Here is a 22,550-nt window from a genome sequence, read left to right on the forward strand (position 1 = left end):
CTCCTTATTTGTATTTATTCATATTGACGCGTAAACGTTTTACTGCCAAAAACAAGGCAAGTGCTGTAAACAGGGAGTAAAACACAATATACCCAACCCATAACGGCAGCTGTATGGCGGTCATAGTTTGGAGTTCCGTTGCATATGCCGGCTGCAGCAAAGTGAACAGCATCACTGCCGGATTAATGCTCGCCCAAAAATAAGTAAACGGTGAAAAAGTAGGCACCGTACTGCCAAATTGAGAAATCTGCATGGAAATAACCATGAAAAATCCGGTTGCTGCAGTCAAGAATAACATTGTACCGTATGTCGCGATCATCGAAACAATGGTTTTCCGGAGCAAAGTGGAATACATCACTCCAATGCTGCCAATTGTCAATAAAGTTAAAAAGTAGAACAGAAAGATGATGGCAAGCTGGCTTGGCGAAACACCTCCATACAGAAATACCAGACTATAGATGGGCAGTCCGGAAACGATCATCAACAGCAGGAAAGCGATCGACGAAGACATTTTCCCGAAGATAATCTGAAAAGAAGTCTGAGCCGTCGTCAGCAAAATGTTCAAAGTCTGTTTTTCCCGTTCCGTGCTGATTGCACCAGCGGTCAGCCCAGGCGTGATAAACAAAATCAGCCCCAGCTGTATATATGTCATCATAGTGAATAGCATAAAACTTTCATCCGGGCGGAAAAACCCGCTGCCTGTCAACGTCGTTGTTAAGAAGATAAAGCCGAAAACAAAAACGCTCATGGCGACCAAGTAAAACAAGATGCCGGTAAAACTTTTCAGATTGCGGAACCGCAATTTGATTTCCTTGATCAATACCGGATTGGCTAGGAGTGTTTTCATGGTGTTTCGGCTCCTTTCGTAATCGCCATAAAGACATCTTCCAAATCAGTTTCTTCTTCTGCAAATGATAAAATTGGCAGTTGCTGCATGATGGCTTTATGCAATAAAACCATCTGGTCTTCTTCGCTGCCCCGGTATAAAAATTCAATCAGATTTTTTTCCGGCTTTTCGGCAATCTGAGAAACGAACGGATCGTTCTCGAAAAACTTCACAATCGGTGCTGTTTCTCCAGCCACTTTAATGCGCAGCACTTTTTCGCTTTGCAGCTGCGCTTGAATTTCACTGACCGAACCCTGGGCAATCAGTTTGCCCGCATCAATCACGCCAATGCTGTCGCACATTTCTGATAGCTCCGGCAAGATATGAGAGGATATGAGAATGGTTTTGCCCATCGATTTCAGTTCCTTTAAAATCTCCCGCATCTCTACTCGGGCGCGCGGATCCAGTCCTGAAGCCGGTTCATCCAGTATGAGCACTGTCGGGTCATGGATCAATGCCCGTGCAAGGCACAACCGCTGTTTCATCCCTCGTGACAGCAAATCTACGTATTCATAGCGTTTCTGGCTAAGATTGACAAGTTCCAGTAATTGTGGAATGAGCTGTTCCCGCTCTTTCGGTTTCAATCCATAGCTGGCGCCGTAAAAATCCAAATATTCATTTGCTTTTAGCTGGTCGTAAACACCAAAAAAATCAGGCATATAACCAATTTGTTTTCTTACTTCATGGGCATTCTTGGTGATGCTTAAGCCGTTGATAAATGCATCGCCTGCGGTCGGCTGCAGCAGCGTCGCCAAAATTGAAAACGTGGTTGATTTACCGGCACCGTTGGCCCCTACAAAACCGAACACCGTGCCATCTTCCACTGTCAGGTTCAAATCCTGCAAGGCATAAAAAGAGCCGTATTTTTTTGTTAATCCGATGGTTTCAATCATGGAGCCACCACACCTTTCAGCTTGATTTTCGGCAAGGTCACTTCGGGCTGGCTGTTTCCAGCATTGGTTTCCACCATGAATTTGATCCTTCCTTCCGGAGAAATATAATCACCGACTGCTTTTTTGACGGCTTGCTGATTGCTGACAATTTCTTCCGGTTTCCCCGTTTTCACATTGTAAATGGACACATTAAGGTTTTGTTTGGCGGTAGTGACCACCAGCTCTTGCCATGTGGTTTTTTTCAGATCCACAGCATCTGTGACCTGGTAAGTCACTTCATATTTGCCGTTGTCCATATAGTAAAGATAAGGGTCTGGAGAAACATTTTCAAAATAAGAAGAGCCGTTTACTCCATTCACTTTCAAGCTGAATGTATCCGCATTTAAACTGATTTCGCCTTTCAAGTTCATGTCCGGCTTAAATGGCTGCGCAATCAAATGGACAGCGGAAACGGAAGCCCGCTGATCTTCCAACATGATGGGAACAATCGCATCGTTCGTATAGGCAATCACATAAGGAGAACTTTCACTGCTTTCTAACTGATTATAGGACACTGATAAAATAGTTTGTTTTCTTGCCTTTTTTAATTCCTCTTTATTGGCGATAGGCTGATAACCATAAGATGATCCAATTGGCGAAGCCGCTGCCAGGATATCCGACTGGACTGGCTGGTTGACTTTCAGCCGCTCTCCCGGATTTAAATCGCCTAATGCCATTAGACGGGTCCCGGTCCAGATTGAGACATCTTCGATGGCAAACGGGAAATTGTTTTGAATGGTGCCTGTAATGGTTTGGTCTTCGACGGCCAGATCGATCGCAAAGTTTCCAGTGTTTTCGATATACGATTCCCCAAGAACCGATCCGACAGACCAATAGCGCATATCCCGCATCGTCAAATTGTTTTTTGTTGCCTGCTGCTCTAAAATTGCGGATTGCTGAGGCGAACTTCCACTGATTTGAGAGTCCAGCCTGTAAGTCATCGTTGTGCTTAAAGGAGCAGCAAAACGGTAGTCCCCTCCCCGGTTTGACAATAAAGTATTCATGTAATAGCCATTCAATCCGCTGTCTTGGTCCACTTCAAAAAAGCCGGTTTGCTGAACTTGAGGATTTGCTATGCGATCTTTCGCGCCTATTGCGAATAAGCCGATTGAAGTAACTAAAGCAGCAGCCGGAATAATAACCCAAGCGTACTCACGTTTATCTCTTTTTTTCAAGATCATATACAGAACAGGAATGATTAAAATAATATAAATAAACACGATTCCCATGATCAAGGTTTTAGATACCGCAAAACTTTCAAACAGCTCGTTTACTTCACCCACTTCAAAAGACATGATTTCCTTGATTGATTCGCCTTGGTTCATCATATTAGCTCCAGAGACGAGCGGGAAAAAGCTGGCTGCAAGATTTACATAGCCTTTTTGAGATGTGACTGTTTCATCTCCCAAAGAAAAACTTGTTTGCGTGATGGTTCCGGCACCGACGAGCTGTCGGGCAGCAAGCACTTGCCCTTTCTGCTCAATGAGAGGGTCGGCCCCATCTTTAGCAGAAGCTTCAAAGACGGGGATTGGCGCTTCCAATGATGGAATTGCCGCTTCATTCGGCGCACCGAGTTCCAATGGCAAAAACTCACTGAGATTTCCCATAGCAGCAGAAATATTTTCTGTGGATCCTACTACTACATGGCCTCCTTGCTGTATCCATTGCAATACAGCTTGCTGCACCGCTTCCGGCAAATCGCCATAAGAAAATTCATCCACCAGCAAATAATCGACCGTCTCCCACGCCAGCGCTTCTGTCGGCAATGAAAATTGGTTCATCTGGTTCAAGTGGAATACTTGCGTCGACTCACTGCCCGCCGGAGAAATTTGATCCAATTGCAAAAGCCGATCTGAGTTATTGGTCAATGTAGCGATGAACAATGAAGAAGGTGAAAAGAATCCAGGACTTAAGGTTTTAGAGCCTTTAAAGTTAATCGATTTGCCATCTTCCCATCCTCCTTCATATAAAAAGATAGTTTGTATAGAAGGTCCACCCATCGACATCATGTCGGACAAACCCGGCACTGCAACTTGGATGGTCTTTGTTTCGCCCGCGGCTAACTCAACCGGGACCGATAAGCCGGCGCCAAGGCTATAGGTTTCGCTGTAACTTAAGACAAGGTCTCCGGAAAAATCAGAACCGCCGTTGCTTAAGGTAAATTGAACAGGCAATCCCTTATCGTATTTCACTTTGTTTTGTAGCCCCGCATCTGCTTTAATGGTCATTTCGGGTGCTGCCAGCGATGTCAGCGGAAGAAAAAATAAAAAAAGGACACAAGCGAATATGCTGAGTGACACCAATCGTTTAAACATTACGAACCCCCTATTCTTGTCTCTACTAAGTAGTACGTTGAACGGATAAAATAGTTCCTTCCGCATACAAAAAAAGAGCAGGCAGCCCGGGGCTGTCTGCTCTTTATCGTGTACGGAAAAAATCATGTATAAATTCCGGCATGATTTCAAGAATCGCCTCATCGGGATTCAATTTGGAATGGTGCAAACCGAACGGAGAATCGACGCCGGCCCAAAACATCACACCAGGCAGTTCTTCGGTAAAATAACCGAAGTCTTCTCCTGTCATTGCTGCTTCACTCCGGACGGCATGAACTCCAGCATACTTATCAGCGAACCGCAGAAATGCTTCTGCCAGCTCTTCGTCATTGTTGACCTCTAAATAACTGGAGCCGTAATCAATTGACACCCGGCAATTATAGCCTTCTTCAATCGCACGGCAAATCGCTTCAATGCGTTTTTTTACTCGAAGCATCGATTCGAGATTCAAAGTACGGATGGTGCCTTCAAGTCGCGCATGTTCCGCAATGATATTCTGGACGGTCCCAGCGCTCAATTTACCGACAGTCAATACGGCAGAATCCATCGGATTGACATTGCGGCTGACAATGGTCTGCAGCTGCATTAAAAGAGAGGCGGCCGCCACTGCCATATCTTCTGTTAAATGAGGAAAAGCGGCATGCCCGCCTTTGCCATGCAAGTCGATATACAGTTCAGAAGTATTCGCAAACAGCAAACCGGGTTTCGTGGCAACTGTTCCTACCGGATGCTCCGGTGCAATATGCAGCGCATAAATCTGATGCGGCAAAAATGCCGGTTGGTCGTTTTTCAGCCATTCCCGAAATGGCAGTGCTCCACCAGGACCTTCTTCAGCCGGCTGGAACAAAATCACTGCATCATCGGCAATAGGTTCTTCTATCAACCGGTTCAATAAGCCGAGTGCGATCGTCATATGGATGTCGTGCCCGCAGGCGTGCATATACCCTGGATGAGCCGACTGGAACGGCAAGCCTGTTTCTTCTGTGATCGGCAATCCGTCAATATCCGTGCGCCAACCGATTATTTTGGTTGGCGCCGTACCCCGAACCTTTACAGCGAGCCCAGTTTTCCATTCAACGACTTCCAAGCGGTCCTGAGAAAGCGTATCAATATGGGCTTTCAAATAAGTTTGCGTCTTCCATTCCTGAAAACCGATTTCTGGAATCTCATGCAAGTCTCTTCTGATTTTTAGTAAATCCATCGCCAAAACCCGCTTACAGCTGGCGAAGTTCTTGTTTGATTTCTGTTTTCGCCCGTGTTTTTTCGTCCATTAATTTCAAGACGCGCGCCGGAGTTCCACCCACTACCGAGTTTTCAGGAACATCTTCGATCACGATTGCACCTGCTGCAACCACTGCGCCTTTTCCTATACGAACGCCTTCCAGTACAACCGCGTTAGCACCGATCATGACGTCGTCTTCGACGATTACCGGAGTTGCAGATGCAGGCTCAATTACACCCGCAAGTACGGCTCCTGCGCCGATATGGCAGTTCTTTCCGACAGTGGCACGGCCACCCATAACAACACCCATATCGATCATTGTACCGTCTCCGATAACAGCGCCGATATTGATGACTGCTCCCATCATGATGACACAATTATTGCCGATTTCTACGTTTTCACGGATAAAAGCGCCAGGTTCGATCCGGCTATTGATATTTTTCATATCCAATAGCGGAATTGCTGAATTTCTGCGGTCGTTCTCCACCACTGAATCTTCAATTAACGATGCGTTCGCTTCCAAAGCTTTTTGCACTTCAGCCCATTCGCCGAATACAGTTGCATTATTTCCTTCTCCAAATACTTTTGAGCCTTTGCCGAAATCCAGTGAAGCGACGTCTTGGCCTTTTACATAAACTTTTACCGGCGTCGACTTTGTTGCATTTTGTATGTACGAGATAATTTCATTTGCATCCATCTGCTTCATTAATAAAAACCTCTTTCTATAAGTTATGCTGTAATTATAGCGGATATAGTATAAAAATTCAGCACTTTAGCTTAATAAAGCGGCATGTTTTTTGACAATATCGACAAAAGCCTCTACTTGACGCAATTGAAACGAAGATTCGTAGCCGATTAGCCATGTATCCCGGGTTAGCTCCAGCTCCTCCGCACTGTTTGTGAGCGGCATCTTGTGGATGTTTTCAATACCGGTTAATGTAATTGATGGCAAAATGGCGTAGCCGATGCCGTTGATGGCCATTTGCTTACAGGTCTCAATTTGATCTACAGTAATCTGCCGTTTCGGGTTTGATGGAAAATGGCGCTGCCACCATTGCTGAATTTCTTCGTAATAATTGGAATCACTTTTAAATTGGATAAATGGGCGTTCCGTCTTTTCCACTTGGTCCAATGATTGGATTTCCTTGTCCACCAAATATAAGGTGTCCCGGAACAAATGCATCTTTGGCCCTTTCCAGTCGGTATGTCCTCTTACAATCCCGATATGGGCTTCTCCTTCATACAATGCCCGGGCAATTTCCGAACTCCACCCTGTAATCAAATGGATTTTCGCTTCAGGATAAAGCGTAACAAAATCTTTCAGCACTTTCGGAAGCCAGTTTTGGCCAATAATTGTTGCACAGGCAATTTTCAGCGTACCATGGACTTTTGACGTCAATGTATGCAGCACTTCAAAAACGTCTTCTTTCCGCTGAATCGTTTCTTTGCAATAATCGATGACTAATTCACCCGCTGGTGTGGGAGTCAGCCCTTTTTGGGAACGGATGAATAATTGCTGCCCCCATTCTTTTTCAATTGATTGCAGACGCTGGGACAATGCCGGCTGCGATAAGAAAAGGCGTTCGGCAGCTTTTCGCATATTTCCTTCTTCTGCCAGCACTTTGATGATCAATTCTTCATTAGCCACGGTCACTCAACCCCTTTTTTCTCGGCAAGCCGAAAATTAGAACAAAACTGATCAAAGCAAAGACAGCAGTTAATCCGTATACATTTTGCAGCGCTTGTGAAAGGCCTTCCTGCAAAAAATGGAGCACTTCGACAGGGAGCGCTTCCCGGCTGTCTTTAGTCAGCATCCCATTGACCGAATTCAAGGTATAATCCTGCTCGTTGTCTTGAAAATAATTCAGCAATGTAGAATTCAGCAAGCTGCCGAGCAATGCCACTCCGATTGTACTGCCAAGATTGCGCATAAACATATTGGAGGCCGTCGCCGTACCGCGCTGTTCATAGGAAACTGCAGCTTGGATGGAAACAATAAAAGCTGTGGAAGTTAGACCCATGCCGACTCCAATCATGAAACTGGACATCGCCGCCCACATCGGGCCAAATTCAGGACGCATCAGCACAAACAGCACCGAGCCGATCACCAGGAAAATCCCTCCTGCGAGTGAAGTTCTGAAATAACCGATTTTAATCAGCAGCTGGCCCGAGAAAAAGGCGGCAATTGGCCAGCCGATCGACATTGCCGTCAATGTGAAACCGGCTATTGTCGCCGGCTGTTCCATAACGCCTGTCACATAAGTCGGCAAATAGCTCGAGACAGAGATTAAAATCATCCCGGTGAATAAAGAAACCAGATTCGCATATAAGATGGATTTGTTTTTCCAGATGTCAAAAGGCATCATTGGATCTTTCGCTTTTCTTTCAACAAGAACAAAAACGGCAAAAACAGCCACGGCACCTAGTGACAGCGTATAAGAAGACAGCGAGTTCCAGGCAAAACCGACTCCGCCCTCCACCAGCCAGTACAGGAAGCTTGTAAGAGACACCGTCAGCAGAAAAGCTCCCATATAATCGATGGATGGTTTTGCTTTTTTCTTTGGCTCAACCAGAAAAATCAAAACGCCTGCAAGTGCCAGGATGCCCAGAGGGATATTCACCCAAAAAACATATTCCCAGCCGATTGTGGCAACCAAAACTCCACCGATTGCCGGACCGGTTACAGCAGAGATTCCCCAAACACTGGACAAATAACCTTGTATTTTCCCACGCTCTTCAGCCGTATAGATATCTCCTACAATTGTGGTGGCAATCGGCATAACTGCCCCTGCCCCGATGCCCTGGATAAAACGATAGAAAATCAGCTGTTCCATAGAGCCGGCTAACCCGCATAATAAAGATCCTATTAAGAATAAAATAATACCGAATGCAAAAATGGGTTTGCGGCCAAAAATATCCGACAGCTTTCCGTATAACAGCACCGTGACCGTACTCATCAACAGGTAAGCGGAAAATACCCAGCTGTATTTTGAAAACCCTCCGAGGTCCGCCGAAATGCTTGGCATAGCTGTTGAAACGATCGTCGCTTCCACGGCACCGATGAACATAGCCAGCATGACTGAGGCCAGCACCAGAGGTCTGTTTGTTTTTTTCAATTCCTCACCTGCTTTCGATTGACAGAAAAAAGGCCTCGCAATGAGACCTTTTTTAATGTTTAAATTGTATCCATTCTTAATGAATAGTGAAAGACATCAACTGCTTGAAATAATATAAGTCGGACAATTAATGAATTTTTTACACTCCGCTTCAGACGCTTTGGGCAGGACTTCCGCAGTAAGCCGAGAAGAACACTCGTCTCATAACTCCGCCTCTCCTCCATCTGCGCTGAATAAGTTTTATTGATGCATCATTTTTTCAACTGGTAAATTTGTTTTTTTAATTGTTTAAGTATGACGCGTCGAGTAAGTATACCCATGAACATTCCTTCGTCATCAATGACACATAAGAAATTCTGATCAATTAATAAATCCAGGGCTCTTTGAAACCGTTCCGAAATATGGATCAATGGAAAATCTGTCTGCATGATATCTTCTACACGTATTTCCGGCAAGCGTTCATATTCAATGTGCTCTAACCCAAGAATGGCATCCGTGATCCGCTGAGCATTAATCAGACCGCAAAAATGGTATTTTGAATCCAAAACGGGAATTGCAGCATAACCTGTCTTTGTTAATACGAGAAGTGCATGTTCAGCACTGTTGTTCACTTGGACATGTGCTACTTTTTCAGATGAAATAATATACTCTTCAATGGGGGTATCGAGAAAATCTCGGCTGGGTAATGAAATCATATACTCTACTCCTTTTGCATCATAAACGAGTCATCCTGTCTTCGGTTACATCATAACATAACCCGTTTAACGAAACTATTTAATTGTATTTCCAAAACTCCTCAAAATGGAAATTTGTTTAACCACTGCCCGCCATCGAGAGTTACAATTTCACCATTCATATAAGACGCTTTATCTGACATCATAAATGCTGCCAGTTCAGCCACTTCTTCCGGTTTTCCTAAACGGCCTAGCGGAATCGATTCAAGCGTCCGTTTCGCCGCTTTTTCAGATTCCCATAATTTTTCTGCCCCGCCAGTCCGCTCAATAGGTCCTGGTGCAATTCCATTTACCCGTATGCCGTATTGAGTGCCCCATTCTACCGCTAACGTCCGGGTTAAAGACATGACGCCTGCTTTTGCAGCTGCCGAGTGTGCCACCCCTGCTCCAGCATTCCAGGCATACGTCGCTAGCATGTTGATGATGCTGCCTTTGATGTTATGCTCAATCCAGTAATTGCCTACAGCATGCGAACAGAAAAAAGTGCCATTCAATACGATATCAATAACAGATCTCCAGCCATTCGGCGATAATTTTTCTGCATGAACGATAAAATTTCCAGCTGCATTATTGACAAGCCCATCGATTCGCCCAAATTTGTCATGCGCAAATTTCACCATAGCTTTTGCGTGTTCCGGTTCCCGGACATCCATTTGGAAAACTTCCACCGAGCCATGCTGTGCTGCAATTGTAAGAACCGCTGCATTCAGCTTTTCCATATCCCGGCCCGTGATGACCACATTAGCTCCTTCAGAAGCAAACTTCTCAGCCATGTGAAGCCCCATCCCGCTGGAGCCTCCAGTAACAATAATTGTCTTATCTTTTAACATATCCAATTCCCCTTTCAAAAAATATTCCCCCATCCTCTATCATTAAAAATCTGTTAAAACCCAACCCCTTCAGTATACACTGAAGGTATTTTTTGATATGATTAATAGGTATTGTCCATAAAAATCTGCTATAGAAAGGAATGAGTCCATGCCAAATAAAAAAAATGACACGGATATTGCCCAAGCTATTTTCACAGTCAATAGACATGCGAAAACTGCTCCTGACAACCAATATTTATATGCGTTGAAAAAAGAAGCCCTTTTATTGATGATCACACAAAACCGTGCTCAAAAAATCGGCCTTCACTTCAGTAAAAACCCCCAGAAAAGCCAACAACAATCTTCAGTCCTCGTAAAATGCGAAAGTTATTATTTTCACATGTTGCCGAAAAAAGAAGACTTTGAACAGCTTGAGCATTTAGGCCAGTTAGATGAAACCTATCGCAATCCGCCAAGCAGGATGAATCTAAAAATGGCAAAAGAAATTTTAAGCGAATTTACTGGACTCCAGCCTCAAAAAAAAGAAACAACTGCTTCTCCTTTTGAAAAGTCCTATAAGCCGCGTCAAGTGGATCGTTTTTACTCACCTAAAAAATCATATTTTGATTGATGTTATTAACCGGGGACCTTTACAGGCCTCCGGTTTTTGTCATTCAAAATGCTTGATCAATGCCTGGGTGCCGTTTTCGCTATACCCCTCATCTGCCAGTTTTTCATACATGCTGAGCGATAGACGCAAGCCTGGCAAATCCAATCCCATCAGTTCTGCTTCTTCTGCCGCAATTTTCATATCCTTTATAAAATGCTTGATGTAAAAGCCCGGCGCAAAATCTTCTGCAATCATACGAGGTGCAAGATTGGATAATGACCAAGAACCTGCGGCGCCGGATGAGATGGATTTTAGTACTTGTTCCGGATCGAGTCCTGCTTTTTTTGCATACACGAGTGATTCACAGACTCCAATCATATTGGAGGCGATATTGATTTGGTTGCACATCTTGGTATGCTGGCCCGAACCGGCTGGCCCTTGATAAACAATATTTTCTCCCATCAATTCGAGGAGGGGCAAAACTTCCTGGAATGCTTCTTCGTCTCCTCCCACCATAATTGACAACGTACCTTTTTGCGCACCGAGATCTCCGCCGGATACAGGAGCATCCAAAGCTTTTATGTCTTTTTGCTTTGCTTCTTCAAAAATGCGTTTAGCGAGATTTGGTTGGGAAGTTGTTAAATCAATCAACACTGTGTTTTGTTGAGCATGTTTCAAGATCCCTTGCTCTCCGAAATATATTTCTTCTACATCTGACGGATAGCCGACCATCGTAAAAAGCGCTTCTGCTACTTCAGCAACTTGTTTGGGGGATTCCACTAAACTTGCGCCTGCAGCAACCAGATTTTCAGCTTTTTTAGCTGTACGTGTATATATGGTCACTTCATGCCCCGCTTTCAGCAAATGTTTCACCAAACTATTGCCCATGACTCCTGTGCCTATAAATCCTAGTTTCATATGTAATCACTCCTTTTTCTCTGTCTTCAGTTTAGCAAAATTTTTCTGTTAATTCACTGAAATTTAGAAAATCTTCATTTACTGGAAATTATTATAGCCTTTCTGCTGCTTCAAATGCTGTAATTCCATTTTCAACGTTCAGGGAAAAAGAAGGTAAAAGGCAAAAAAAAGAAGCCGATCCGCTATTCGGACCGACCACAAAAGGGGGAAATGAGAATGTTGCTGTGTTCAAATATATTATGCCCTTCTTTTCGGGGACTTAAACATAATCTTTAAAATAATTTCCGTTTATTTTTTCTGCCAGGTGAAAAAGGCTTGCTTCAGTTACTGGTTCAACTTTGCTTATTTGGATGGCTCTTCAGTATATGTATAAATTGTAAGGCCGTGGTGAAAAGCTGCTCCCCGGAAATGCTTAAAATCCTCCCGCTTAAGTAGGTTCTCGCGGAATTCCAAAAAATCTTCTTTCTCAATCTGTAAGGAAGAAATTTCTCCCTGCTTTAATTGTTCAAGTAATTCATCATAGTTTGCCATACAATATTCTCCTTTATCCTTCTTTTCACTTTGCCGCTTCTGTTATAATATATGAGGTACAGAAGCTGATTATCTAAGCTGTACTAGATTTTTTTGCCACGCTCTTTTTCAGCCGATAATTAATAGTATACAACATCGAAAGAAGTTGGACATCTTTGCCCCGCCGTTCTGGTTCCATAGAAGATCGGCTTTTATTATTTAGGAGGATTACCTATGTTAAATCTTTACAAAAAACATCAACTGATACTGCTAATTCCTATAGCATTTGCTCTATATAGTTTAGCCTTTCAAGACACCGCTATTTTTTGGTATATGTACACATTTGCGATACTGGTGCTGATGTCGTTTGCCATCATGTCAATTAAAATCTTCGATGAAATGGTGACATGGAAATCATTGATTTACGGGCTTGGTTATGGAACACTCATTTATGCGATTATTGCAGGCGGCTTTCAATTTTTCAAGTTGCTTCCGTTTAATTTTGAAGCTTCTACTTCTTCCTTCTTATCAACATTTGCACCTACATCAATTTGGCATTTCCTGCTTCTTATGTTCGTTATCGTGCCCGGAGAAGAAATTTTCTGGAGAGGATTCGTCCAACAAAAATTGAAACAGTATTTCCCAATGTCTTATTCAGTCTTGATTTCATCGTTATTATTCGGGCTGGCGCTAGGCTTTGGTGGGTTTGTGCCAGGGATGCTGGCCGGGATTGTCACGGGATTAATTTTAGGTTCTTTATATGAGTGGAAAAAAAGTATGCCATTGTTGATTATTGCCCACTTGGTTATGCTCGTACTGCTTTTTTTAGTTATGCCGCTGTCTTGAAAATTGCTATGTCAGATCCACAAATTAAAGCGCAATAATAAGAAATCGAAAAAAGCCATCCCGCCGGATGGCTTTTTTCATAGCTTAATAGGATAAGTCTTTAATCGATAAACCCAGTTTTTTCATCAACTCAATTGCTTCGTCTTTTTCTTCGCTCGATAAGGCCGTTGTTAACTCATGCAGGTTTTTTTCATGTTCCGGAAAAATTTCGCTCATGAATGCCTTTCCTTCTTCCGAAATTTCGGCGTAAGTAACGCGGCGATCGGTTGGGCAATTGACTCGAGTAATATATCCGCGCTTTTCCAATTTATCAATTACGTAAGTAATGGAGCCGCTTGCCAGCAAAATCTTCCCGCCTATTTTTTGCAAGGGCTGCTTTCCTTTATGATACAGCAATTCCAAAACAGCAAATTCGGTAGGATTAACTCCATGTGCTTGAAAAAACTGATTAGTCTGTTCCGATATGGCTTTATGTGCCCGCGATAAAACAATAAAAAGTTTTAAAGACTGCTTTACATCTTCGTTCATAAGATCCACTCATTTCCAATTTAAAAATCTCTTAAAATAATTATAGTCGTTTTGTAGGAAAAAAGCACGGTTATTAAGCTATTATTCCATGATTAGCCAATTATAACTCGCTCTTTCGGATAATGGAATTTGGTCGGATCGGTTTTCCCGCCAATCGTAAACAGGAAGGAAATAAGTCCAACCCTTCCAATAAACATCAACGCCATAATAACTACCTTTCCAAAACTGGATAAATCGTCTGTTATCCCGAGGGACATCCCACACGTTCCAAACGCTGATGTGATTTCGAAAATGATTTCTACAGCAGAGGCATGTGGTTCTGAGATGATTAAAGCCATAGTGGTGACAAGTACCATGAAGCAAGCCAAAATGATGACGGCATATGACCGAAACACATCGATTAGCTCAATTTCCCGTTTGAATATCTGAATGCTGTTCTTTCCTCTTGCGAAATTGATCAAAAAAAGCACCGCGATGGCAAAAGTAGTTGTCCGGATCCCTCCTCCAACTGAACTTGGAGAGGCCCCGATAAACATCAGTGCACTCATAAAAATATTGGTTGCTTCACTGAACTCTGTAATATCCATTGTCGTAAGCCCTCCGGAACGGGAGGATACGGAATGGAACATTGCAGCAAATAATGTCTCGTGCCAATTATAGCCTTTGAACGCATTCAGCGATTCAAAGGCCAGTAAAACAAGGGTTCCCACCACCAATAAAATTCCGAAGGTCGAAGTCGTAATTTTAGTGAACAAAGAAAATCGGAAGTTTTTATTTCTATTCGACAGGAATTCTTTCACTTCTATTAAAACTGGAAAACCGATGGCCCCTAAAATGATCAGGATCATATTGATGATTTGCACAAAATAATCATTGAAAAAAGGAGTTAAAGATTCTCCTGTAATATCAAATCCTCCGTTTGTGGTTGCACTGACCGAAGCGAAAATCCCTTGTAATAAAGCCTCAGTAAAAGTATCGAAATATTGGGTGAAATATAAAGTGAAAATAATAGCTCCCACTAGTTCAATCATCAAAAGGATTTTTATGATTTCACGAATCAGTTTAACAACTCCCGACATATTAAACTGATTGTGGTCAACCATGATTAATTGCCGTTCCCGTAAACCAATGCGCTTACCGACTAGCAACCAGAAAAAAGTGCCTAGCGACATGATTCCAATTCCACCGAGCTGCAAGATAAACATGATCATTATTATGCCGAAAACAGAATACGTTTCTACAATATTGACAACGGTCAAGCCAGTCACACTTACAGCACTTACTGCAGTAAATAAGCTGTCGATTCTTGACATTTCCACTCCAGGCCGATGGACCCCCGGTAAGCGAAGCAGCAAAAAGGAAAAAGCAATCGCTACGAAATAATACGAAACGATTGCCTGGGCAGGTGTAAGATTCCGGATTTTTTGAAATGAACTGTTCATGAGGTTAATTCCTTTCTGCCTTTTATTCTCTCCTTATTCTATGAAAAGAAAGATAAAAAAGAAAGAGGCAAAAACGCTCTCCTCTACTTATTTACAACAAAAAAGAGTAGAATAAACTTTTCTACTCTCTTTCCTCTTTTCCAGTTTTCGATTGTGAAGAAGCTTTTTTCTCTTTTAAAGGGAAATCGTCTTTTTTATCCTCTTTTTTAAATTCCTTGTTTTTTTCCTTTTCTGCTTTCGGTGTTTTTTCTTTTTTCATTTGGCCGGTTGCTTTCTTGTCTTGCGCACTTCGATTCTTTTGCTCTTGTTGAGGTTTGTTTTTCTTCTCTTGCTTTGGCACCGTTTTTTTCTCGCTTTTCTCTGGAAAAACTGTTTCTTTCTTCTCTTTCGTTTTTGGCATTTTTTTCTTTTCCTGCCCCAGAGCCTTTTCTTTCTTTTGTTGGCCAGGTGCATTGTCACTTTTTGGGGGATCAGGAGTCATTTTCTTTTCTTGTTCAGAAGGCTTCAAGTTCTTTTGTTGTCCTGATATTGCTTTTTTCTTTTGAGGTTTTGGCGATGTTTCTTTTACTTTTTCGTTAGGTGCACTTTCATTCTTGGGTGTGCTGTCTAGTTCCGTTTCTTTTTTTTCTTGTCCAGCCGGTATTTTGCTCTGAGGTTTAACATTGGAGTTTTCATCATTGTTGGCTTTTGTTTTTTCTGCTGGCACTTGTTGTTCTTCAACATGTACAGGAATAAATTTTTCGACTTTCTGGCCAACTGGTACGCTTTCTTTAATCGATTGCCGCCATTGACTGCGAGTCGCTTTTTTCAAATGGACTTCAATATTATCCTCCAATAGGTTGCTGGTCGCCGCCATGACAATCTTTTCAACAGGCAATTCTGGATTTTTACCTTTACTGCCATCAACAGTTGTAATCGTCACTTCTTCGGTCGCATCATTTAATGACATGGAAATAACCCGTACTAAGATTTCATCCAACGAATGATTTTCCCACTCCCCGAGTTGATCGATCAAATCCGATCCATCGGCATTTAAACTGCGGAGTGAAATAACGTCAAAATCTTCGTCCACTCCAATTTCCATTGCTGGATTAACTTCAACTTGGATATAAGCAAAAGCTTCTTCAGCTGGAAGAAGCACCGATAAAAATAAGAATAGGACAGCAACTGCAGCTATAATTGGCACCCATATCGGCTTCCAGTGCGCTTTTGCTTTCTTGGAATGCGGGTAAAAATGCCCTTCTTCCCCTACCCCAGCGGCAGGGTCAACCGGATTGCCCATGATAAACTGTCCGTTCTTCACCATATAAATAGAGCGGCTTCCTTTAGATTCCACGCATATCCCTTTTTGCATAATCATCAAAGTAACCGCTCCTTCAAATAGTCTTTTAAGTAATGTAAGTCGCTGTTGAGCAAAAGAATGATAGCGATTATGTATTTCCGGTTTCGCTCAATCGTTTTTCTTGAAACCCGGACCATTTTTTCAATTTCTTTGATCGGCAACTTTTTCTTATTTCGCAAGTATTCCATATACTCTTCTGTCTCGGTCACAAGCTGGGCAATTTGTACAGCAGACTTGCGGGCGTCTTCATGTGAGGGCGAGACTTTAACCAATATCTGATAACTTAAATTAAATTCTGAAAGCATCACTTCGTACTGAGCTATCTCTTCACGCCTGATTTGGGTTTGCTGCTCTATACTAAAACGATTAAGGGCAGCGGAATCTTCAATCCATTTAAGCGTTTCTTCTTCGCCACTAGCTGAAATTGTAAAATTGGAGCTAAATTCAGAACGCCGGTTTTCTTTCCGGATAAAATCAATCATTCTTCTTCTTATTACCATATGGGCAAATGTTAAGAACGAAGCGTTTTTTCCTAATTCAAACCCTACTATTGCTTCATGAAAAGCGGAAAGGGCAATGCTGTATTCGTCATCATGATCATCGATGAACCGTTTGCATACTTGCGCTGCCGTTTTTTTCATAAAAGGGGTATAAGCAGAGAGTAAATTAGTTAACGCTTCATCATTTCCCTTTTGCGCAAGCAAAGCTAATTCTTCTGCTGTTGCTTTTTCACTTCGTCCGAATAAACCTGTTAATATAGCTATCAGCATGCTGTTCACCTCTTTTCTTTCTGACACCACTTTTGATTGTAACGGCAGAATTTGTAAAAGAAAAGGGCATTTAAGTGGTACTTTTTAATTATTCGACAGTTTGAATTGCTTTATGTCGGTAGCCTATTTATTTCTTCCCATACAAAAAGCCTCCCTAAGGAGGCTTTTTGTATTACGCGTTTTCTTCTTTGTTCTTTTTGATTCCAGTCAGGACGCCAACAACGACAATTCCGATCAATACTGTCCAGAACACGATTGTCCAAGGCGTTGAGTGAGGGAAATCATGCGGCAAAATTCCAAGATTCTCGTGTGACAAAGTCATAACGAGCAATTTAACCCCTACCCATCCGACAATAACAAATGCGGCAGTTTCCAATTGAGGGTACTTCTCAAGGACTTGAACAAATTTATGGGCTGCAAATCGCATAATGATAACTCCGATCAGACCACCTGCTAACATAACAACGAATTGTCCAGCGTTGATTCCGCCAATTTCGCTTACGCCGAACATGTCCAAATGCGGCAATGTTACAGCAAGCGCTACGGCAGCAAGCATAGAGTCGATTGCAAAGGCAATATCCGCTAACTCGACTTTTAATACCGTCATCCAGAAACCAGATCCTTGTTTAGGCGCTTTATCAACGTCAAGGGCATGATCACTTTCGCCTTTTCGCTGATCATAGATATTTTTAATCGCGATGAACAATAAGTAAGCCGCTCCCAGCGCTTGAATCTGCCATATATCAACAAGCAGTGTAATCATGAATAACGCTGCAAAACGGAATACAAAGGCACCTACTAATCCATAAAATAAAGCTTTTTTCTGCTGATCTTTTGGTAAATGTTTGACCATAACGGCCATAACAACTGCGTTATCCGCAGCCAATAGTCCTTCAAGTCCTACCAGTACAAGCAAGACCCAGGCATACTCTAATAATATTGCTTCCATTCTTTCTCCTCCTAGATTTTGCCAGTAAAAAAGACCCTTGCCTAAAAAAAGGCAAAGGTCTCGCTAAGCAAATAAATTCACTATCATAACCGATGGTTACTAACCATGTATTGACGATTATGAAATAGGTTTCCCCATAGCTACTCCCCTCTGACTGAAAGTCAAAGTGTATGAAGTTGTGAAATTATTATACCATAATTTTTTGGCTTGTAAAAGATTAGCGGATGGCAATATGGTAATTCTTGTCCTTTTTATGGAGTTGATAGAACTCAACCATCGAAGGCATCGTTGCTAAAAAGTCCGTGCACTGTATGCCACTCCCTCTTAACAGCCGTTGTGCTTTGCTTGCATCAAATGAAGCATTCCATGTTAAATAATCGAGCGTCTCCACTTCCACACCCAATATTTTACGTATAGGTGAAACTGCCAAAGACAGTTTCGCCAATTTATAAGGCAATCGGGCTTTCGGCATTTTTCCAGTCATTTCAAAAACCATTCTGCGATATACTTCTTCAACTGGGTGAGGATTTGGATCGGTCAAATGGACAGTTTCCCCTTCGGCCTGTGGCAAAGAACTCAAATAAATGGATGCATCAATGATATAGTCAATGGGCACAACATTGATAAAAGCTTTAGACCGTCCTACATAAGGGACAAAAGGAAGCCGGCTGGCCCGATCGATTAAATTCAGAAAAAAGTACGGACCATCAAACTTCACTGTTTCTCCAGTCACTGAATGGCCTCTCACGATTCCTGGACGGATAATCGTTAGTGGAACTTCTTTTTTAAATTCTTCGACAAGCAGTTCAGCTTCGAATTTTGTTTCTTCGTAAAAATTCTTGAATTTTTCCGGGCGAATTAATTCATTTTCATAAAGAATGCCTTCTCTTGCTCCGGCAACATAAGCGGTACTGAAATACATATAGCGTTCAACGTTCGGCAAAGTGCGTATAAAGTCGTTTACTCTTAAAGTGCCTTCTACATTAACTTTCCAAGCGAGTTCGCGGGGAACTGCCAAATCATAAATAGCAGCCAAATGCCAAAAAACCACTTTTTTAGACTTTAAATATGCCCTCGCTTGCCGATTTAAAGCTAAATCCTGCTTTGTAATATCCCCTTCAATAATATGTAGCGGTTGGCATCCTGTTTCCTGCTGAATAAGTGCTGCTTGCTGCTCAGCTTTTTTCCGTTCGGCTGGAAGGACAATAACCGTTACGCTGATATCTTCACCAACAGACTTGCGGATAAGCTGGCTCGCTATAAATCCAGGAAAACCGGTAAAAACGATTTCTTTCATGACATCCACCCCTCTCCTTCCATTATACATAATATTCCAACTTCTATCTTTAGAATAGTGCATTTTCAATAAAAAAATGCACTTCCATTGCTCCGTTAAGGGAAGCATGAAAGTGCAAAGTAAAAAAACACTCGATCAGTGGGATTTTAACCATTTGTGCCGGCTTTAAAAGCGGAAAAAAGTTTAAGCCCTTGCTTTCTTTCCATTCATATTTCTTGTTTCACGATCAAACAAACTATAAACAATGGGCACAATATACAGCGATAAGAAAGTAGAACTGATCATGCCTCCAATAACGACAACTCCCATTGGCTGGTTGATTTCAGTTCCTTCCCCCAGCCCTAATGCTAATGGGATCAAACCAAGTATCGTCGTTAATGCTGTCATTAATATTGGTCGCACCCGGTCACGGACTGAAGTTATAATTGCATCATACGAACCCATGCCTGCAGCTTTTCGCTGGTTGATGTAATCGACAAGGACAATTCCGTTATTAACTACAATCCCTACAAGCACCAGTATCCCGATTACTGCTGTAATGCTGATGGGGGTTTGTGTAACGAACAACGCGATCGAGACCCCAATAACCATTAATGGCACAGTGAACATGATAACGAATGGATACTTGAATGATTCAAATTGCGCCGCCATAACGATATAAACTAGAACCACCGCTAATGCGACCGCCAATAGCATATCATCAATGGCATTATCAAATAATTCCCGGTCACCGCCGAAAGTTATTTGCGTATCTTTATCTAAATTCAGCTCTTCAAGCACTTTATCTACCTCGTCGGACATGCCTCCAAGCGTTACATCCGATTTGTGCTGCAAGGTGAAAGCAACACTATCTGCTTGATCAACTCGTTTAATGTCCACAGGGCCTTCTGAAACTTCTATATCCGCTAGTTCTTCCAGATTAACGAATTGTCCAGCCGGAGTCCTTAATTTTAAAGCTTCAAGTTTCTCCTCGCTGTCTCTGAACTGTTCACTCAGTTTGACAAAAACACTGAGCACTTTATCGTTTTCAGTAATAACTTGAGTAGCAAAAACACCGCGAGTCAAATTGTTTACTGTCTGGGCAATTTGGGCAGGTGCAAATCCTAGTTCAGTTGCAGCCTGTTTATTAATTTGCATTTGAATCTCTTCAATTGTTTCATCCCGGTCATTTGTTAACTCCGTTACTTCCGGAAGATCCCGAAGCGCCGTACTGATATCTGTGACAGCATCGTCAAGCCTTTCCTTATCTGTATCCGTCACGGTAAAGCTTAAAGTATTGGGAGAAGAACCGGCGGCCGTCTGCAAATTGAAATTGACTTCGGCCCGGTCGCCAATTGTTTCAAGAACATGCGGCTGGACCTGGTCCACAAATTCAAAAACTGAACGTTCCCGCTCATCCAATGGAACCAATTTTACATATAATTCTGCGGTATTGGTTTCAGTTGTGCCTTGTGCCTGGCCTTGCTGCGTGCTTCCAACCAAGCTGACGAAAACCTCTACGTCTTCTTCTTTTTTCAATTCTTCTTCTATCATATTCACGACTTCATCTGTAGCTGCTAATGATGATCCATAATCCAAGCCTACAGAAACTGTAACAAAGCCTTCATCAGTAGCCGGAAGGAATTCTGTTCCAACCTGGTAAACACCGAATATTCCTACCCCTAAAAAAACTAAAGCTGTCAACAGCACAATCATTCGATGAGCCAGTGCCCAAGCAACCGAACGTTGGAAACTTTCGAGCCTTTTCGAACGTTTCGATTCGGCTGCAGTATCATCTTTTGGTTTTCCCAACATTCTCGAAGCAAGCATTGGCACGACGGTTAACGCTACAGCAAGACTGGCAAATAAACTGAAAGAGATGGTGACCGCAAATTCAAAGAAAATCTGTCCAATCAGCCCTGTAATAAATGCCACTGGAACAAATACTGCAATTGTAGTTAATGTAGAAGCAGTGATGGCCCCTGCCACTTCTTTCGTTCCTTCTGATGCTGCCTTGCGCGGTGTTTTCCCCATACCTAAATGCCGCTCGATATTTTCAATCACGACAATGGCATTATCTACCAGCATTCCGATTCCCAAGGCCAACGCACCTAAAGTCATAATATTTAACGCAAAATCAGCAAAATACATTAAAACAAAAGTAACGATAACTGAATAGGGGATCGCAATGCCAATAATGATTGGGCTCTTTATGCCCCGTAGAAAGAAGAACAGCACCGCCATGGCAAATAAGCCACCGAAAATGAGGGTCTGTCCAATATTGCCGACTGCCAAACGGACATAATCTCCTTGGTCAAACAAGACATCAGCTTCAACGCCTTCGAAACGCTCTTCTGCCAGTAATTCATCAAGTTTAGCTTTAAAAGCTTGTGATACGTCAGCTGTGTTCGCTTTTGACTCCTGCAAAGCGGAAAGCAAGACCGCTGGCTCTTCATTGGCTCTTGTTTCACTATTTGTCTCTTGTTCGCCGACTGCCACTTCCGCTACATCACCAATTGTCACATTTTCTCCATTCAGCGGATTCACAGTTATGACCAGATTACGGATTTCGTCTGCACTGGTTAAAGTACTGACTACGCGGGTGGTTAGATGGCGGCCATTTTCTGTATCGATCGGCTCCCCAGGCATAGAGATATTATTCGCCTGGATGGCTTGAACAATATCAGATTGCTGTAAACCTCTTTCTTCAAGCTCTTCCTGGTTTAAGGATATTTGTATTTCTTCCACTAGAGATCCTGATATATTAACACTCGCTACCCCTTCTGTTTGAAGCAGCTCCGTTTCCAGTTCTTCTGCTAGCACGCGAACATCTTCACCTGATTCTGCAGCTCTAACCGCTAGTTGAATAACTGGAAATTGTGAAGGATCAAATTTAAAAAATTGCGGTTGGTTTGAATCATCTGGAATGATGGTCTGGTCAATCCGCTGCATAATATCCGTTTGGACATCATTCATATCCGTCGACCAGTCAAATTCAAGCAAGATAAAATTCGATCCTTCTTCAGACGATGACTGGAGGGATTCAAGTCCTGGCAAAGTGGACAAGCTCGCTTCGAGAGGCCTTGTCACTTTTTCGCTCACTTCAGTCGGGCTTGCCCCTGGATAACTTGTTACGACTACGCCTATGGGCGGATTTAATTCCGGAATAAGGGTGATGGGGATTTTAAAAAAAGATACTGCACCAAGAATAATAATTAAAAACATGATGACAATAGTAAAGACCGGACGCTTTATCGAAAAATCGCTTAATTTCATCAATTTCATACCCTTTCTCTATTCCGCTTTGACAACTGAATCCATTTTTTA

General features: G+C 42.5%; 20 protein-coding genes. 2 read left to right on the forward strand and 18 right to left on the reverse strand.

Features of this window, described 5'->3' with window-relative positions; translation table 11 throughout:
* Window positions 1–4: 4 nt before the first annotated feature.
* From ACSFXN_RS12040 to fadH, 9 genes are all read right to left on the reverse strand, one after another.
* Window positions 5–847: an ABC transporter permease gene (locus ACSFXN_RS12040; protein ID WP_437150349.1), complete on the reverse strand. Its 843-nt coding sequence runs from the start codon at window positions 845–847 to the stop codon at window positions 5–7.
* On the reverse strand, window positions 844–1,779 hold the full coding sequence (locus ACSFXN_RS12045; RefSeq protein ID WP_437150350.1) for an ATP-binding cassette domain-containing protein: 936 nt from the start codon (window positions 1,777–1,779) through the stop codon (window positions 844–846). The genes ACSFXN_RS12040 and ACSFXN_RS12045 overlap by 4 nt, the downstream gene beginning before the upstream one ends.
* Window positions 1,776–4,133 (reverse strand): hypothetical protein, encoded by a 2,358-nt coding sequence (locus tag ACSFXN_RS12050; RefSeq protein WP_437150352.1) that lies wholly within the window; start codon window positions 4,131–4,133, stop codon window positions 1,776–1,778. The genes ACSFXN_RS12045 and ACSFXN_RS12050 overlap by 4 nt, the downstream gene beginning before the upstream one ends.
* Window positions 4,134–4,236: 103 nt before the next feature.
* Complete coding sequence (locus ACSFXN_RS12055) at window positions 4,237–5,352, reverse strand: N-acetyldiaminopimelate deacetylase (protein WP_437150353.1); 1,116 nt, start codon at window positions 5,350–5,352, stop codon at window positions 4,237–4,239.
* A 13-nt stretch (window positions 5,353–5,365) separates the two neighbouring features.
* Complete coding sequence (dapD, locus tag ACSFXN_RS12060; RefSeq protein WP_437150355.1) at window positions 5,366–6,079, reverse strand: 2,3,4,5-tetrahydropyridine-2,6-dicarboxylate N-acetyltransferase; 714 nt, start codon at window positions 6,077–6,079, stop codon at window positions 5,366–5,368.
* A gap of 66 nt (window positions 6,080–6,145) precedes the next feature.
* Window positions 6,146–7,021: a LysR family transcriptional regulator gene (locus tag ACSFXN_RS12065; RefSeq protein ID WP_300989750.1), complete on the reverse strand. Its 876-nt coding sequence runs from the start codon at window positions 7,019–7,021 to the stop codon at window positions 6,146–6,148.
* A complete protein-coding gene (locus ACSFXN_RS12070) occupies window positions 7,014–8,450 on the reverse strand; it encodes an MDR family MFS transporter (RefSeq protein ID WP_437150478.1) in 1,437 nt (478 codons plus the stop codon). Before ACSFXN_RS12070 ends, ACSFXN_RS12065 begins: the two co-directional genes overlap by 8 nt.
* A gap of 290 nt (window positions 8,451–8,740) precedes the next feature.
* A complete protein-coding gene (gene cbpB / locus ACSFXN_RS12075) occupies window positions 8,741–9,184 on the reverse strand; it encodes a cyclic-di-AMP-binding protein CbpB (RefSeq protein WP_300989751.1) in 444 nt (147 codons plus the stop codon).
* Window positions 9,185–9,285: 101 nt separating this feature from the next.
* Window positions 9,286–10,053 (reverse strand): 2,4-dienoyl-CoA reductase, encoded by a 768-nt coding sequence (gene fadH / locus ACSFXN_RS12080; RefSeq protein WP_301854770.1) that lies wholly within the window; start codon window positions 10,051–10,053, stop codon window positions 9,286–9,288.
* A 148-nt stretch (window positions 10,054–10,201) separates the two neighbouring features.
* On the opposite strand from fadH, the gene ACSFXN_RS12085 reads away from it, so the two are divergent.
* Entirely contained in the window at window positions 10,202–10,663 is a 462-nt protein-coding gene (locus ACSFXN_RS12085) for a YkyB family protein (protein ID WP_437150357.1), read from the forward strand.
* Window positions 10,664–10,702: 39 nt separating this feature from the next.
* Here the strand turns inward: ACSFXN_RS12085 and ACSFXN_RS12090 are convergent, their stop codons facing one another.
* The gene (locus ACSFXN_RS12090) at window positions 10,703–11,560 is read right to left on the reverse strand and encodes an NAD(P)-dependent oxidoreductase (RefSeq protein WP_437150358.1); all 858 of its coding nucleotides are present in this window, start codon (window positions 11,558–11,560) and stop codon (window positions 10,703–10,705) included.
* Window positions 11,561–11,902: 342 nt separating this feature from the next.
* The gene (locus ACSFXN_RS12095) at window positions 11,903–12,091 is read right to left on the reverse strand and encodes a hypothetical protein (RefSeq protein WP_437150360.1); all 189 of its coding nucleotides are present in this window, start codon (window positions 12,089–12,091) and stop codon (window positions 11,903–11,905) included.
* A 213-nt stretch (window positions 12,092–12,304) separates the two neighbouring features.
* Between ACSFXN_RS12095 and ACSFXN_RS12100 the strand changes: the two genes are divergently transcribed.
* Window positions 12,305–12,916, forward strand: a complete 612-nt coding sequence (locus tag ACSFXN_RS12100) for a CPBP family intramembrane glutamic endopeptidase (RefSeq protein ID WP_437150361.1) — start codon at window positions 12,305–12,307, stop codon at window positions 12,914–12,916.
* An 84-nt stretch (window positions 12,917–13,000) separates the two neighbouring features.
* Here the strand turns inward: ACSFXN_RS12100 and ACSFXN_RS12105 are convergent, their stop codons facing one another.
* From ACSFXN_RS12105 to ACSFXN_RS12135, 7 genes are all read right to left on the reverse strand, one after another.
* Window positions 13,001–13,444, reverse strand: coding sequence for a MarR family winged helix-turn-helix transcriptional regulator (locus ACSFXN_RS12105; protein ID WP_437150362.1), 444 nt, complete (start codon window positions 13,442–13,444; stop codon window positions 13,001–13,003).
* Window positions 13,445–13,536: 92 nt separating this feature from the next.
* Window positions 13,537–14,886, reverse strand: a complete 1,350-nt coding sequence (locus tag ACSFXN_RS12110) for a TrkH family potassium uptake protein (protein WP_437150363.1) — start codon at window positions 14,884–14,886, stop codon at window positions 13,537–13,539.
* A 121-nt stretch (window positions 14,887–15,007) separates the two neighbouring features.
* A complete protein-coding gene (locus ACSFXN_RS12115; protein WP_437150479.1) occupies window positions 15,008–16,246 on the reverse strand; it encodes an anti-sigma-I factor RsgI family protein in 1,239 nt (412 codons plus the stop codon).
* On the reverse strand, window positions 16,246–17,025 hold the full coding sequence (gene sigI / locus ACSFXN_RS12120) for an RNA polymerase sigma-I factor (protein WP_437150364.1): 780 nt from the start codon (window positions 17,023–17,025) through the stop codon (window positions 16,246–16,248). The genes ACSFXN_RS12115 and sigI overlap by 1 nt, the downstream gene beginning before the upstream one ends.
* Before the next feature lie 145 nt (window positions 17,026–17,170).
* Window positions 17,171–17,947, reverse strand: a complete 777-nt coding sequence (locus ACSFXN_RS12125) for a TerC family protein (protein ID WP_437150365.1) — start codon at window positions 17,945–17,947, stop codon at window positions 17,171–17,173.
* 217 nt (window positions 17,948–18,164) lie between these two features.
* Window positions 18,165–19,244, reverse strand: coding sequence for an SDR family oxidoreductase (locus ACSFXN_RS12130; RefSeq protein WP_437150366.1), 1,080 nt, complete (start codon window positions 19,242–19,244; stop codon window positions 18,165–18,167).
* Between the two features lie 183 nt (window positions 19,245–19,427).
* On the reverse strand, window positions 19,428–22,499 hold the full coding sequence (locus tag ACSFXN_RS12135) for an efflux RND transporter permease subunit (protein ID WP_437150480.1): 3,072 nt from the start codon (window positions 22,497–22,499) through the stop codon (window positions 19,428–19,430).
* Window positions 22,500–22,550 lie beyond the last annotated feature (51 nt).

The sequence above is a fragment of the Planococcus sp. 1R117A genome, assembly GCF_051417975.1.
Taxonomy (GTDB): Bacteria; Bacillota; Bacilli; order Bacillales_A; family Planococcaceae; genus Planococcus; species Planococcus shenhongbingii.